The organism is Clostridia bacterium (assembly GCA_016887505.1).
Taxonomy (GTDB): domain Bacteria; phylum Bacillota; class TC1; order TC1; family UBA5767; genus UBA5767.
In genome coordinates this window covers 654,909-669,488 of sequence record CP069393.1, presented here as the reverse complement: position 1 = coordinate 669,488, position 14,580 = coordinate 654,909, and the positions used below count along the sequence as shown (strand labels likewise).

General features: G+C 39.2%; 15 protein-coding genes and 1 riboswitch. All 15 genes read right to left on the bottom strand.

Going from position 1 to position 14,580, the window contains the following annotated elements:
- Window positions 1-39: 39 nt before the first annotated feature.
- Window positions 40-951: a signal recognition particle-docking protein FtsY gene (gene ftsY, locus JR334_03265; protein QRN86257.1), complete on the bottom strand. Its 912-nt coding sequence runs from the start codon at window positions 949-951 to the stop codon at window positions 40-42.
- Window positions 948-4,547, bottom strand: a complete 3,600-nt coding sequence (smc, locus tag JR334_03260) for a chromosome segregation protein SMC (GenBank protein QRN86256.1) — start codon at window positions 4,545-4,547, stop codon at window positions 948-950. Before smc ends, ftsY begins: the two co-directional genes overlap by 4 nt.
- Window positions 4,548-4,556: 9 nt before the next feature.
- Window positions 4,557-5,258, bottom strand: a complete 702-nt coding sequence (rnc, locus tag JR334_03255) for a ribonuclease III (GenBank protein ID QRN86255.1) — start codon at window positions 5,256-5,258, stop codon at window positions 4,557-4,559.
- Between the two features lie 46 nt (window positions 5,259-5,304).
- Complete coding sequence (locus JR334_03250; GenBank protein ID QRN86254.1) at window positions 5,305-5,538, bottom strand: acyl carrier protein; 234 nt, start codon at window positions 5,536-5,538, stop codon at window positions 5,305-5,307.
- Window positions 5,539-5,548: 10 nt separating this feature from the next.
- On the bottom strand, window positions 5,549-6,532 hold the full coding sequence (plsX, locus tag JR334_03245) for a phosphate acyltransferase PlsX (GenBank protein ID QRN86844.1): 984 nt from the start codon (window positions 6,530-6,532) through the stop codon (window positions 5,549-5,551).
- A 96-nt stretch (window positions 6,533-6,628) separates the two neighbouring features.
- A complete protein-coding gene (gene rpmF / locus JR334_03240) occupies window positions 6,629-6,820 on the bottom strand; it encodes a 50S ribosomal protein L32 (protein QRN86253.1) in 192 nt (63 codons plus the stop codon).
- A gap of 15 nt (window positions 6,821-6,835) precedes the next feature.
- Window positions 6,836-7,336: a DUF177 domain-containing protein gene (locus tag JR334_03235; protein ID QRN86252.1), complete on the bottom strand. Its 501-nt coding sequence runs from the start codon at window positions 7,334-7,336 to the stop codon at window positions 6,836-6,838.
- A gap of 64 nt (window positions 7,337-7,400) precedes the next feature.
- Window positions 7,401-8,591 carry an acetate kinase gene (locus JR334_03230; protein ID QRN86251.1) on the bottom strand — a complete coding sequence of 397 codons (1,191 nt, stop codon included), beginning with the start codon at window positions 8,589-8,591 and terminating at the stop codon, window positions 7,401-7,403.
- A gap of 51 nt (window positions 8,592-8,642) precedes the next feature.
- A complete protein-coding gene (locus tag JR334_03225) occupies window positions 8,643-9,092 on the bottom strand; it encodes a hypothetical protein (GenBank protein QRN86250.1) in 450 nt (149 codons plus the stop codon).
- A gap of 66 nt (window positions 9,093-9,158) precedes the next feature.
- Complete coding sequence (gene rsmD, locus JR334_03220; protein ID QRN86249.1) at window positions 9,159-9,713, bottom strand: 16S rRNA (guanine(966)-N(2))-methyltransferase RsmD; 555 nt, start codon at window positions 9,711-9,713, stop codon at window positions 9,159-9,161.
- Window positions 9,714-9,771: 58 nt separating this feature from the next.
- On the bottom strand, window positions 9,772-10,398 hold the full coding sequence (gene cobC / locus JR334_03215) for an alpha-ribazole phosphatase (protein QRN86248.1): 627 nt from the start codon (window positions 10,396-10,398) through the stop codon (window positions 9,772-9,774).
- A 93-nt stretch (window positions 10,399-10,491) separates the two neighbouring features.
- Window positions 10,492-11,031, bottom strand: a complete 540-nt coding sequence (locus JR334_03210; GenBank protein ID QRN86247.1) for an ECF transporter S component — start codon at window positions 11,029-11,031, stop codon at window positions 10,492-10,494.
- A 57-nt stretch (window positions 11,032-11,088) separates the two neighbouring features.
- Window positions 11,089-11,204: riboswitch (FMN riboswitch) on the bottom strand.
- A gap of 33 nt (window positions 11,205-11,237) precedes the next feature.
- Window positions 11,238-11,903, bottom strand: coding sequence for a ribulose-phosphate 3-epimerase (locus JR334_03205; protein QRN86246.1), 666 nt, complete (start codon window positions 11,901-11,903; stop codon window positions 11,238-11,240).
- Window positions 11,896-12,774, bottom strand: a complete 879-nt coding sequence (gene rsgA, locus JR334_03200) for a ribosome small subunit-dependent GTPase A (GenBank protein ID QRN86245.1) — start codon at window positions 12,772-12,774, stop codon at window positions 11,896-11,898. The genes JR334_03205 and rsgA overlap by 8 nt, the downstream gene beginning before the upstream one ends.
- Before the next feature lie 12 nt (window positions 12,775-12,786).
- Complete coding sequence (locus tag JR334_03195; GenBank protein QRN86244.1) at window positions 12,787-14,574, bottom strand: protein kinase; 1,788 nt, start codon at window positions 14,572-14,574, stop codon at window positions 12,787-12,789.
- Window positions 14,575-14,580: the final 6 nt, after the last annotated feature.

The window sequence follows — 14,580 nt, the reverse complement described above, 5'->3', positions numbered from 1 at the left end:
ATCGTTGCTATACTGCATACCATTTATTCGAAAGCACTTCTATTTTGAAAATAAGGTGTCAGCATAATCCTTTGGTGAAAACTGTCGAAGATCATCCTTACCCTCGCCCACCCCTATCAGTTTAACGGGTATTTCCAGCCTATCTGCAATCGGAATCACAATACCACCCTTTGCACTTCCGTCCAGTTTTGTAAGTACAATACCGGTGATTCCAGTAGCCTTGTTAAACAGTTTTGCCTGTTCTATTGCATTTTGTCCGGTAGTTGCATCAACTACTAATAAGGTTTCATGGGGTGCGCCTGGGTATTCTCTTTCTAAGACTCGTTTGATTTTTTTAATTTCTTCCATAAGGTTGACTTTCGTATGCAAACGACCAGCAGTATCTACAAGTAGTACATCTGCATTCTTGGCTTTGGCAGACTGCAAGGCATCATAGGCCACTGAAGCTGGATCAGCTCCTTCATTTTGTTTTATGATACTGGCCCCAACATCCTCGGCCCAACGCTCCAGTTGTTCTGTGGCAGCGGCCCTAAACGTATCTCCTGCCGCCAGCACCACTTTTTTACCCTGCTGTCTTAAGGTATAGGCTATTTTACCTATCGAAGTCGTTTTACCTGCCCCATTTACACCCACGACCAAAATTACAGTTAGGCCATTTTCTTGAAGATTTAGATGTGGGCTGTCGTGTCCCATAATACGTTCAATCTGCTTTTTCAGTAAAGTGATGGCTTCACTACTGTCATCGATCTTTTGTTCATGAGCTTCCTTCTTTAACCTTTCAACTAATTCCATGCTGGTTACAGCACCAATATCTGCTTGGATTAGTATCTCCTCTAATTCATCAAAAAAATCATCATCTAGTTTTTTGTATCCAGTTACCAATTCTTCAATTTTTCCAACAAAGCCTTCTCTTGTCTTAGAAAGCCCTTTCTTAAGATAATCTAATATCATTGTAACTCCTTTGCTTCGCTTTTTACTTCTTCTGCTTCAGCCAATCTAACAGATACCATTTTGGTAATTCCTGATTTCTTATCCATCGTAACCCCAAATAAGGAATCTGAATTTTCAATGGTTCCCTGTCTATGGGAGATAACCACAAACTGAGTTTCACCAGAAAACTCTCTCAAATAATTTGAAAAATTATTTACATTCACTTCATCTAATGCAGCATCAATCTCGTCAAGAACACAGAAGGGAGAGGGTTTTATCTTCAAAAATGCAAACAAAAGTGATATTGCCGTTAAGGCCTTTTCTCCACCTGACAAAAGGTTCATGTTTTTCAGCCCCTTACCAGGAGGTCTGGCTTCAATATCTACCCCTGTGTTCAATAAATCATCTGGATCAGTCAAAAATAGTGATGCATCTCCTCCACCAAATAGGCTGTGGAAGGATTCTTTAAAGGATATCGCAATTTTATCAAAACTATCCTTAAAGCGTTCTACCATAACACCATCTATTTCAGAAATTACTTTGCCCAATTTTTCAATAGAATCACGCAAATCAGATTCTTGCTTACTTAAAAAATCATACCGTTCTTTGACACGAGTATACTCATCTATGGAGGCCAAATTAACAGTTCCTAGGAAAGCCATCTCCCGTTTTAACTCTTTCAATCTTTTTTCAGCACTCTTTAAATCTTCAATATCTCGTTTCTTTTGCAAAGCTTCTTCATATGAAACTTCATGCCGTTCCTCTAAACGCTTCAGTTTATTCTCTAAATCACTTTCCCGTTTTGCCATTTTAACATTGTCTGCATTCAGTATTTTATTTTTCTCTGCTAAAATCTTGCGTAGTTCTTTACTACCAGTCGCCTTACTTTTTATAGAATCCGCTAGTGCATCTTTTTCCTTGTTTTTATCCTGCATTTCAAAAGTTAGGTCTTCTATGGTACTGCCTAGATGCTCAATATTTTCATTGAATTGAACCAACTTTTCTTCATGCTCTTGCATGCTAACGATAAGACTGTTTTTTTCTTCTACTAACTGTTCTAGTCGACCATTTATTTCTTCTGTTTGTCCATAGTAGACGGATAAGGCATCCTTCATGCCAGATTCTTTTTCTTGTAAAGATGCAAATTCGATATTTGCCTTATTTTGCTCATCTTTAGCTACTTCAATCTGTTCTAAGCATTGCTTGTATTCATTTTGCAGCTTGCTCAATTCAGCATCAAACTCTTCAGTGCGAGATGTACAAATACGAATTTTCTCTTCTAATTCCTCTTCACTCCGCAGTAGCTCTTGCTTTTGACTAGACAAGTCCTGACCGTCTAAGGAATAGAGCTCCAACGATTCCTTTTTGGCTTTAAGATTACGATTTAAAAAATCCAATTCCTGACGTTTTTGAAAGAGCAGTTCCTCTCGTTCACGTCTTTTTGCGCTAATCGTTTCAACAGAGCTATCTAATTCTCCAATTGTATTGGCGAGCTTTTCAAAAGCAATGTTGCCCTTACCAATCTCGCGCTGTATTTTTTCAATTGATTTTTTGAGTTCTTGTATTTCAATGTTTCGGCTCAAAATACTAGAACGCTTATTATCTTGCTGTCCACCACTCATAGAGCCACCAGGATGAATTACATCACCGTCTAAGGTTACAATCTTAAGTGATTGATTGGCTAATCTTGAAGCTTTTGCAGCCACATCAAGGTCTTTCGCTACTAAGACAGATCCTAATAGATAGTCAATTGCAGTACGAATCTTAGGATCATGTTCCACTAACTCATTGGCTGTACCTAAAATACCGTCTAACTCCAAAACATTCCTGTTTTTATCTCGCAGTGTTCTTGGCACAATGGTATCCAAAGGCAAAAATGTAGCCCGACCGCCCTTGCTCTTTTTGAGATAACTTATTGTTTGTTTTGCTGCTTCTTGACTTTCTACAATCAAGTCTTGAATCGAATTTCCTAATGCTGTCTCAATGGCTCTAAGATAGCTCTTATCAATCTTAATCAGATCAGCAACTACCCCATGTATAAGATTAAAGCCTTTTTCACCAGCCTGCTTTGCCCTTAGCACAGATTTGACTCCAAAATAATAGCCTTCATGTTCTTTTTGGATATCCTCTAAGACTTTTTTCTTAGATTCAACTTCATGTAGTTCTCGCTGTTTTTGTCCTAACAAGAGTCCCATCTGTTCTGACTTTTTACGATATGTGTCAGCATCAAGCTTTTGCTTGCCTAAGTCTGTGCTCAAACTACGATACTCTGTATCCAGTTGATTCACAACATTAGATAGGTCATTGCTTTGTGTTTCCAATTGCTCTATCTGTTTTTTAATCTTTTTGGCTTCCTCTTTATTTTTATCTTCTCGTGTTAAAGTAGCCTGTTTATCGTAAACAACTTTATTGTATTCATTTCGCAAACTTGCCAAATATTGTATTTCGTCTAGTGATTTCCCGTTTAGGGAATCAATCGATTCTTCCTTTTCTTTCTTTTTATCAAATAAAAACTGTACGCGATTCTGCAACAGATGCTGTTCATTAGATTTTTCTTCCAATAATGCCTTAAGCTTATTGTGTACTTCTATCTTTTCTTGGTGAATGCTGTTAAGATTCTCTATCTTTTTGCTTTGCCAGCTTTCTTCTTCTTCCAGTTTTTCTTTTCGATTACGCAAATTGTCCAGCATGGTTTCACTTAATTCCAACTGACCACTCAGTTGGGTAGAGGTACTTTTAAGTTCATATAGTTGTGCTTGTTTTTTAGATAGTTCTTCATTAATCGCGTCGAGAGAAAGCCTTTCTGTTTCAAAAGTAGCTTCTTCTTGGGCAATATTGGCTTCTAGTGCCGCAGTTTCTTCTTCCATGCGAGCAATTCGTGCCGAAAGATCATCCTTATCTTTTTGACCATTTTCAATATCTCGAACCAATAGATTAATATCTAAATCATCTAGTTCATCCTTTATGTCCAGAAAAGTTTGCGCTTTTTGCGCTTCATCACTTAGTGGCTCCAAATTTACGCTCAGCTCAGAAATAATGTCCATAACACGTACTAAATTCGATTCGGTATTGGCTATTTTTCGTAAAGCTTCATTTTTTCGATTTCGATATTTTACGATACCAGCCAATTCTTCAATCATTGCACGGCGATCCTCTGGTTTCGCCATGATAATTTCATTGACACGACCTTGACCAATCATGGCAAAAGAATCCCTTCCAATTCCCGTATCATTGAATAGAGTTTGGATGTCCTTCAGACGGCATGGTGTCTTGTTGATGTAGAATTCACTTTCCCCTGAGCGAAAGGCTTTTCTAGTTACCGTAACTTCTTCATAGGGTAGCGGCAGTACACCCTCTTCGTTATTCATCGTAATTGATACAGCTGCCATACCCAAAGGTTTACGGGTATCGCTACCAGAAAAAATTATATCCTCTACCTTCGCACCACGAAGAGATTTCATTCTTTGTTCGCCCATAACCCAAAGGATTGCATCACTGATATTACTTTTCCCACTACCATTTGGTCCGACAATCGTCGAGATACCATCTTTGAAATCCAGATCTGTCTTATCGGCAAAAGATTTAAAACCGTGTAACTCGAATTTTTTTAAAAACATATCTTTCTCCTACACTTGACTATTGAAATACTCGATGGCCACCATAGCTGCCTGCCTCTGTGCTTCTTTTTTGCTTTTTCCTCTACCCAGGGCAATAATTTCTTCATCCCATACGACACCGCAGGTAAACTCTTTATCATGGTCCGGTCCACGTTCATCCAAAAGCCGATACGATATGTTTTTCTTGTACTTGCTTTGGACTATTTCTTGCAAAGTTGTTTTGGGGTCTTTATAACCAGTAGTGATAATTTCTTCTAGAACCGGTTGCATGAGGGGTGAAAGAAAATCTTTTGCTGATGCAAATCCAGCCGATACATATATGCCTCCAAGAAAGGCTTCAAAGGCATCTGCTAGCGTCGACGATCTGTATCGTCCACCTGAACGTTCTTCACCTTTACCTAGAAGCATAAGCTCTGGAAAGGATAGCTGACGTGCGAGATTCGACAGTGTTGCCTCAGATACTGCCACACTGCGAATACTAGATAGCTCGCCTTCTTTCATTTCTGGATGGTCTCTATAAAGCATTTCTCCTACAATGAGACCTAAAACAGCATCTCCGAGAAACTCAAGTCGTTGATTGTCATGCCTGATATCGCCTGTTTCTAGCGCATATGTGGGATGCACAAATGCTTGACTGATTTCTACACTTGGTTCAGATAGTCCAATTTGCTGCATCAGTTCAGCCCATATCTTTTCTTTTACGTCTTTCATTTTCCCCCCATAATAATGAACCCGTAGCCGAGACTACGGGTCGACCTTATTCTTTGATTTTGCCTTCTACTAGATTGATAGCAGCTTCTAAACTGGTTATCTCTTCTATTTCCTCATCAGAAATCTCAATTTCAAACTCCTGCTCAATTGCCATAATTAATTCCACTAAATCTAGTGAATCCACATCCAATGATGTGAGGTCAGTATCTAATGGCATTTCTGAAAAGTCAACTTCCAACTGTTCCGTTGCAATAGAAATAATTTTTTCGCTAGTTTTCATAACTCCTCCATTAATTCTTAAACTGTTCTTTCATCTCGTCTACATACCCAGCCTCTACAGCTGCGTGTGTTGCATTGATAGCGCTCACAATTGCTTTGGCATTTGAAGAGCCGTGGCATATAATGCTGACTCCATCTACTCCAAGCAAAGGTGCTCCACCGTATTCTGTTGAATCTAAGCTCTTCTTAATATTTACTAGGCCACCTTTAATAAGCATGGCACCAATTTTCCGATACCACTTAGAAAGTAGACTTTCTTTAATCAAAGAAAACAGGGTCTTCGATAGACCTTCAGACAGCTTAAGGACAATATTGCCGGTAAAGCCATCGCAAACCATAACGTCAACTTCGCCCAACGGTATATCTTTACCTTCTATGTTTCCAATAAAATTTAAGTTCTCATTGGTTTTCATTCTCTCAAAAGCTTCTTTTGTAGTGTCGGTACCTTTTTTATCTTCAGTTCCATTGTTGATCAAGGCAACACTAGGATTATCAACGTGTAAAACCTTTTTGGCATAAATAGATCCCATGACTGCGAACTGCTCAATTTGTTCAGCATTTGCCATTGGATTCGCGCCCGCGTCTGTAATTAATTTCATCCCTTTTCGTGTGGGATAGTTAATACAGATGGCTGGTCGCTTAACGCCTTTAATTCTCCCGATATAGAATATCGATGCTGCTAGCTGTGCTCCAGTACTTCCTGCAGATACAAGTGCATCTGCCTTCTTGTCGCCTACTAATTTGGCGGCAACCACGATGGAAGAATCTCTTTTTTGTCTTACTGCTTTGGCAGGTTCCTCTTCCATAGATATGTTTTGTGAAGCATGCACAATTTCTATGTAAGGGTTTGCTTCGTAACTAGAAAGTTCTTTCTTCAGCTTGGTTTCATCACCTACCAAATAGATAAATGTATTCTGGTTAGCAGCTAACACGGCTCCTTTAACAATCTCAGACGGAGCAAAATCGCCACCAAATGCGTCTAACGCTATCTTCATCATTCATCCTCCTCATGTCTATAATGAGTTTATCGTAAGAAATAGTATCTTTCAAGAAAAAAGAACCGCAAATAGCGGTTCTTATGTTTAACGTCCCTAGTTTTTCTTTGTCTCAACTTCTACAACTTTTTTTCCATTATAATATCCACAAGATGGACATGCTCTGTGCGGTTTTCTTAGCTCGTGGCACTGTGGACATTCCGACAGGTTTGGCGCCGTCAGTTGAGCCCAGATTGAACGCCTCTTATTTTTTCTTGCTTTAGAATGTCTTCTCTTTTGTACTCCCATCACCATGCCTCCTCTCTATTCCTCTGAAACGAGGTTTTTTAGTATTTCCATCCTTGGGTCAATCGTATCCTTTTCACAGGAACATGGACCCTCATTTAAATCCTTTCCACACGTAGGACATATACCTTTACAGTCCTCTTTGCAGATTGAATTCATGTTTGTATTCAACAAAACGCAATCTTGTATGCTTCTGTCCAATACCAACTGATTTCCATTATACGTCTTTAAGAAATCAATGTCATCAATTATTTTGTTCTCCGGGCAGAAGTTTTCTTCAATTCGGATTGTTAGAGACTGTTTGTAAGCGCATAGACAACGGTCACACACACGTTCTATTAGAATATCCGCCTCACCGTCCAAATACAATGTGCCGTCTAAATTCCGAATTTTGCCCTTGAAATGAACTGGTTGCAGAAAATGAATCTTTTTTTCTGCAATGTCTTCCACCGGTTGAATAAAATCGATGGATTTTTCACTCCCGGATTTACTCCTGATTTTCGAAATATCCAATTCCATGATTTACCCTACCATTTCAGCTTGCCTCAAACATTATAGCGAAGCTCACGACATTTGACAAGTCCTATTCTACGATTCGTAGTGTTTCACGTGCAATAACCAATTCCTCATTGGTAGGAATGACCATAACTTTCACTTTAGAATCATCTGCAGAAATAATTTTTTCTTCTCCACGCGTCTTGTTTTTCTCTGGATCAATTTTGATACCTAAGAAATCCAAATCCTTTAAGGCTTCCGAACGAGTATGTACTGAGTTTTCACCAATTCCAGCTGTAAATACGATTGCATCAACACCATTCATGGCAGCAACATACTTTCCAATATAGCCTTTAATTCTGTAATGGAAAATATCCAATGTCATTTTCGCACGCTGATTTCCTTCGCTAGAGGCTTCTTCCAAGTCCCGGAAATCGCTAGAAATGCCAGATAAGCCTAATGCACCGCTTTCTTTATTAAGTATGGAATCCAATTCTTGACAATCGATGTTTTCCTTATTGCTTAGATAAAAAATGATGGCTGGATCAATATCGCCACATCTAGTACCCATTACCAAACCAGGTAGGGGTGTGAAACCCATGGAAGTATCTATGGATACACCATTTTTCACAGCTGCTAAACTAGCGCCATTGCCCAAATGACAGGTAATGATTTTCAGATCTTTTATATCTTTTCCCAACATTTCTGCAGCTCTTTTAGAAACATACTGGTGAGAATGTCCATGGAAGCCATAGCGGCGAATGCCAAAGTCCGTGTAGTATTTATACGGTATGGCATACATATAAGCCTCTGGAGGCATACTGCTGTGGAAAGCCGTATCGAAAACGCTCACGTTTGGAACATTAGGCAACACTTCTTGGATTGCTTTGATGCCTTTGATTTGAGGTGGATTGTGTAATGGTGCCAATTCACTAAGTTCATCTAGAGAATGTAAGACAGCATCGTCAACCTTAACGGACTCGCTGAATTTTTCACCACCATGAGTAGTTCTGTGTCCTACCGCCTTGATTTCTTCAATTGTGGTGATGACACCCATATCCTTGTCGGTTAAAGCCTTAAGAATCAATTGAATACCAGTTACATGTTCTGCAATTGGTTGCTCAATTACATATTTTTCCTTATTTGCTTTGTGGGTTAATTTGGAACCATCCAAACCAATTCGTTCCACCAAGCCCTTGGCAATTGCTTTCTCGTTATCCATGTCCAGCAATTGATACTTGATAGACGAGCTACCACAGTTTAATACTAATATTTTCATTACTTTCCTCCCAGTGAATATATTATTTCTTTAGTAAAAGAATTATCTATCCTATTCATCATGCTCACGCAATTGAGTTCGGCCTCGTTCTACCGTCTCCAAAGTCTGTTTTAGATGTCCTTGAAGGTTAGCCAATACACCATCTGCGTAATCTTTGGCACCAGAACTGATTTTTTCCGCTTTTTCCGTTGCTTCCGCCAGTACTCGTTCAGCCTCTTTATTTGCTTCATCAACAATTTTATTCTCATCAATCAAAGTACTGATATTTTCTTCAACCTCTTCCATAATGGATGAGGCCTCTTGTTGAGCTTCACTTAAAATATTGTCCTTATCTTGAATGATTTTTTTTGCTTGCCGTACTTCTTCAATCAACGCTTGTCGCAAATCTTCAATCAGACCTTGCATTTCTAGACTGTTTATCTTGATAGCAGTCCCAGAAAAACTACGATTTGCGTTATTGATGATGTCCTCAATTTGTTCTAACAAAGCCAATGCATCCATGCTTTTCCTCCTAAAGGTATTTTCTTTATTCGATCCTTATTTAAGAAGGCCATTAAAAGCCCTTTGTTAAATCTTTTCTAAAATTGTTATGCAGGTATTGCCATAGCGTACACTTTTTCTAATTCCTAGTCCTAGTCTAGACAATTCATTTTCTGAAAACAACTCTTCACCCTGATTCGTTTCTAGCACAATGAGTCCACCAGCTATGAGGAGTTCTCGTTGAATAAGAATTTCAGTAGCACGTACAGCCAAGCCTTTTTTATACGGTGGATCCAAAAAAACCAAATCAAACTGCTTTTTACAATCGTTTAAAAAGGAAAATGAGTCCTTTTGTATTGCGTCTAGACAACACAAATCTTCGACTTTATGCAAATTTTCACATAATTGGACGAATGTTTGGCGGTCTCTCTCAACAAAGACAGCGTTTTCTGCACCTCGACTCATAGCCTCTATACCCAAGGCTCCTGTACCTGCAAACAGGTCCAAAACCTTTTTTCCACTGACTTCATTCTGTAGGATATTAAACAAGTTCTCCTTGACCCGATCCGTTGTAGGTCGCGTGTTCATCCCCTTCGGTGCTTGGAGTTTTAAACCCCTTTTTTTTCCTGCAATAATTCTCATCGTTACCTCGCCATACTAAATAATTATAACCACTCAGCTACCAAATTTAAACCCCTTATTACAAATGTGCACAATCATTTATGCAGTGTAAGTGAAAGTTATTGTTTTCCCAGCGCATTACACTGATGGATGTGTTGCCTATATCAATTTTCCAACACATTTCAATCGGCATTTTCAAACAGCTGATTAGCATATAGCGGATAGGTCCTCCATGGCTAAATACAGCAACCCGCTCTTTTGGATGTACTCTTAAAATGTGCTGTATGGCACCCTCTACTCGGTTTAGGACTTCTTCTGCTCTTTCTCCCCCAGGTACCATCTTTAGTGAGGAATCATCGTGCCATTTTTTGAAATTCTGTTCTCCACCCATTACTTCGGAAAATTTTTTACCTTCCCACTCACCAAATTTTATTTCTTTAACTTCTTTTAAAATATGTACAGGCATCCCTCTATCTTGGGCTACGATGTTAGCCGTTTTGTTTGCACGGATTAAATCGCTTGAATAGAAAGCATCAAAATGCACATCACGTAATCTTTCCTTTAAGCGGTTTGCTTGTGCAATTCCTTCTTTATCTAACTCAATATCTGTATGACCTTGAAAACGACGTTCATTGTTCCAAGTAGTTTGCCCATGTCTTATTAAGTATATTTCTGTCATATTATGTTTACCCTCTTTATTTTTCAATTGCTTGCAACCATAGTAAAGCTATCACAAAATATCTTTAAGAAAAAGGCTTTTCAAGAAAAAACGACTTTCCTTTAGGAAAGCCGCTTTCTTTTATCCCAAAATTTTATGAATCCTCTTATACAACATAAAGGTTATGATTGATGTAATTAAGCCTTTGATTAAGTTAAAAGGAAGAATAACAGTTTTCACGAGACCGTTTATACCCTGCTGTGGTATTCCCCATAAAGGTAAAAATATATATTTATTCCCTATGGCCATGGCAACCGTCATTACCAACGTTCCGATAATCAGGGCAAGCAAGGCTCCCTTTCTAGTTTTTTTGAACTTATAGACTAGGCCTGCAGCCATGGTGAAGGATGCGCCTGCTACAAGTGCAGCCGATACTCCTACGATTCCAGAAGTTGATTTTCCTGATATGAAAAACAAAAAGGATTTTATGACTTCAGCAATCAAGCCGGCCATGGGCCCGAAGGCAAAGGATGCAATTAAAGTTGGTACTTGGCTCGGATCGTATTTAAGGTAAGGAGCTGCTGCCAACAAAGGAAATTCTACAAAGTAGACCAATAGGAAAGATATAACCGCTAACATTGTGATTTGAATCATTTTTCGTGTTTTACTAGTACTGTTCATATTTCCTCCTTTTTTTTCGGGTGAGAAAAAAAAGAACCCTGCAAGGCAGGGAATCATTCAATTTTTCTATCATCCAGACTATAACTGTCGGCTTCGGAATCAAACCGAATCAACCAAGAAGGCTCGCGGGCTATACCGCCGGTAAGGAATTACACCTATCCCCGAAATATTTAATTTCTCTTAGTATATCACAACATCATCATAAATCAATCAATAGCACGTTCTGCCGAAGAGCGAATATCTGAAATTGCTTTTTGTACATCATCCTGCTTATATATTGCGGATCCAGCAACCAAATAGGTTGCCCCTGCTTCAGCTACTAAGCTGGCTGTTTCAATATTGACCCCACCATCCACTTGTATTTTGGCCTTTGAGCCGCTTTGATCAATCAATTGCTTCAACTTTTTAATTTTTTCCACAGACCTAGGTATAAATTTTTGTCCGCCAAATCCGGGATTGACACTCATAATGAGTACTAAGTCTAAATCATTGATGATTTCTTCCAGTACAGATACTGGTGTGGCTGGATTTAGCGCGACTCCGGCATCTAGTCCCATTTCCTTGATGCACTGGATTGTGCGGTGTAAATGCACACACGCTTCTTGATGGACCGTAATAAGGTTTGCTCCAGCATCCTTGAAATTTTGTAGATATAAATCTGGGTTTTCAATCATAAGGTGAACATCAAAATAAAGCGCTGAGTCCTGGCGGAGTTGTTTAACTACATCGGGACCATAGCTAATATTGGGAACAAAATGCCCATCCATAATATCGAGATGCAAATAATCTGCTTTTCCTAGTTCCACACGTCTAATATCTTCAGCTAGCTTACGAAAATCCGCAGCCAATAAAGAAGGTCCAATCTTAATCATTATATCGTTTCTCCTTATTTTTGATTTCTTCTAAAAATTGAAGATAATTTTGATATCTTCTTGTGCTTATGTCTCTTTCATTCACATGATCTTTTACGCAACAATCGGGTTCTTTGTAATGCAGGCATGTGGCAAATCTGCATCGATTCAAATATGGACTAAATTCCGGAAAACAATGTGGCAATTGGCTTTCTTCCATCTCAGGAACATAAAGTCGATTAAAACCGGGTGTGTCTACTAAATATCCACCTTTATAGTCAAACAGTTCAATATGTCTCGTTGTATGTTTTCCTCGTTTACTCTTATCACCAAGTGTACCCGTTTTTAGATGCATTTCGGGTAATAATAGGTTCATTAAACTGGTTTTACCTGCACCGGATTGACCAGCAAACACGGTAGTCTCGCCGACCAATTCATTCATCAATTCATCCATACCGACCAGGTCTGTGATGCTAGTTGCGATGAAGGTATACCCAGTAGAACGGTAATCAGCCATAATTTCTTCAGCTCTGGCTTGGTTTGCAATATCTAACTTACTTAGCACAATTAGCGGACGTATTCCAGCATGCTCAGCAAGAACCAGAAGACGGTCTAATAAGGTAAGTTCTGCCTCAGGGTAACTTAGTGACATCACGATTACCAAAAGACTTACATTGGCTACTGGCGGCCTTAAAAGAAGCGTTTTTCGAGGCTCTGCTTTTTCAATAACACCTTGTTTCTCATTTTCTATACTTATCCAAACTACGTCCCCAGGATAAAAGCTCTTTGTTTTCTTCTTTGTGCGACCGCGTAAAGAGCATTCCATCACCCGGTCCTCAAGCTTCACGTAATAGAAACCACTATAACCTCGTAATATGACACCTTGTTGCAAATCTGTTTCCTCCTATGGCAGGTCCACCGTCATAATAAGCTGGTCGTCCTGGTAAACACTTGCGCTTCCTTCACCCCAATGCTTTATGGTCAACTGTAAAGGTTCACCACCATTATGATTGTCACGATATTCTTCATGCGTACCGCTTAAATCGGTTACAACAATCGTAACCTCACTCATTTTGATTCCTGGTAGTGTGAAGGATATTTCCTTTTCCTGCACTTCTATGCCAGGACCTCTAGAAATGACAATATTTACTGTCGTACCGGATGGAATCTCAGTTTTTGCAACGACACTTTGATCCATGACTGTTCCAAGAAAATATAACGGTGAACTCTCGTAGCTTATTTCACCCATCTTCAGGTTATTTGTTTTCAAGTAATCTTCTGCTTCCGCAAAAGTTTTGCCTTTTAAATCCTCCATGGTTATCAGTCCTGGTTTTATCCCATCACTGATGGTTAGTACTATTTCTGAATCTTCTAATAATTTTGAGCCTGCCTGCGGTTCCTGCTTAATGACAGCCCCTACGGGTATGGTTATATCTGAAGAATAGTCGTGTACAATAACAGTTTTCAATCTTGCATTTTCTATTGCAACAGTAGCAATCCGTTCCATTTTTCCGACAACATCTGGAACAATGAACAGTTCCGGTTGCTCACTCAGGGTTAAAAGAATCGTTCTAGATGTTTTTACTTTTTGGTCGGCTTTGGGGTCCTGATGCATAACGATATCGGCTTCAAAATCAGTGGTAACTATAGTACGATCGATTTTAAAAGCAAATCCTGCATCGGTAAGAATGCTTTCTGCTTCAGTACGCGGTTTCCCTACGACATCGGGTACAGCAACTGGAGCAAAATAATTGGCTACAGCCATAGATATTGGAATTAGAATTGCAAATAACCCGGCTAGCACACCTAGCCATTTCCATTTTCCAATTTTTATTCGTTCTTTTCGAACTTTAGCTTTTCCACTTTCAATGAGCATTTTTGCTTGTGTTAGTGCCCTAGCCATTTCCATAGCTGAAGAATAACGGTCTTTCGGATTTTTCATCATAGCTGTTTCGACGATTTCTTCAAGGCACTCTGGGACCTTTTTATTAAAATCGCTCATAGGTCTTGCCTGCTTTTCAACATGTGATAAAGCAATACTAACTGGATTACTTCCAGTAAATGGAACCTTTCCCGTAAGCATCTCGTAAAGCATAGCACCAGTAGAATAGATGTCTGTTGCGAAGGTAGTTCTTTCCCCCTTGGCTTGTTCTGGAGAAATATAGTAAACGGAGCCTACCATCTGTCCTGAATAAGTAACGGTAGATGCTCCCGCATTTCTCGCTATTCCAAAATCTGTCACTTTAACTTTATGTGCTTTGTCCAGCATTATGTTATGTGGTTTGATGTCACGATGAATAATCCCCTTCTTATGGGAATGCTCCAGAGCCTTAAGTATGCTTCGGATAAGGTTGATGGCCTCAATAGGATTCATCGGAGCTTTATCTTGTATTACTTCTTTGAGGGTTTCTCCTTCAAGATATTCCATCACAATAAAATAGTATTGATCTTCCTTACCAATATCATATATCTTCACGATGTTGGGATGGGAAAGAGCCGCAATGGATCTAGCTTCATTTTGGAAGAAACGGATGTTCCGATCATCATCAGCATATTGGTCACGTAAAATTTTTACCGCAACAGACCGATTTAGCAAAATGTCTTCCGCTAGATAGACGATAGACATACCGCCTGCTCCTATGCGTTTCTTTACCTCATATCTTTTTGAAAAAACTTTTCCAATTAAATTCATCTTATC

What these genes read in the sequence shown, in the direction of transcription:
- JR334_03225 (QRN86250.1), bottom strand. Translation starts at nt 9,092, where the DNA reads ATGGATGCATTGGCTTTGTTAGAACAAATTGAGGACATCATCAATAAC.
- JR334_03205 (QRN86246.1), bottom strand. Translation starts at nt 11,903, where the DNA reads ATGATTAAGATTGGACCTTCTTTATTGGCTGCGGATTTTCGTAAGCTA.
- JR334_03195 (QRN86244.1), bottom strand. Translation starts at nt 14,574, where the DNA reads ATGAATTTAATTGGAAAAGTTTTTTCAAAAAGATATGAGGTAAAGAAA.
- rsmD (QRN86249.1), bottom strand. Translation starts at nt 9,713, where the DNA reads ATGAGAATTATTGCAGGAAAAAAAAGGGGTTTAAAACTCCAAGCACCG.
- plsX (QRN86844.1), bottom strand. Translation starts at nt 6,532, where the DNA reads ATGAAGATAGCGTTAGACGCATTTGGTGGCGATTTTGCTCCGTCTGAG.
- ftsY (QRN86257.1), bottom strand. Translation starts at nt 951, where the DNA reads ATGATATTAGATTATCTTAAGAAAGGGCTTTCTAAGACAAGAGAAGGC.
- JR334_03230 (QRN86251.1), bottom strand. Translation starts at nt 8,591, where the DNA reads ATGAAAATATTAGTATTAAACTGTGGTAGCTCGTCTATCAAGTATCAA.
- JR334_03250 (QRN86254.1), bottom strand. Translation starts at nt 5,538, where the DNA reads ATGAAAACTAGCGAAAAAATTATTTCTATTGCAACGGAACAGTTGGAA.
- JR334_03235 (QRN86252.1), bottom strand. Translation starts at nt 7,336, where the DNA reads ATGGAATTGGATATTTCGAAAATCAGGAGTAAATCCGGGAGTGAAAAA.
- rnc (QRN86255.1), bottom strand. Translation starts at nt 5,258, where the DNA reads ATGAAAGACGTAAAAGAAAAGATATGGGCTGAACTGATGCAGCAAATT.
- rpmF (QRN86253.1), bottom strand. Translation starts at nt 6,820, where the DNA reads ATGGGAGTACAAAAGAGAAGACATTCTAAAGCAAGAAAAAATAAGAGG.
- JR334_03210 (QRN86247.1), bottom strand. Translation starts at nt 11,031, where the DNA reads ATGAACAGTACTAGTAAAACACGAAAAATGATTCAAATCACAATGTTA.
- smc (QRN86256.1), bottom strand. Translation starts at nt 4,547, where the DNA reads ATGTTTTTAAAAAAATTCGAGTTACACGGTTTTAAATCTTTTGCCGAT.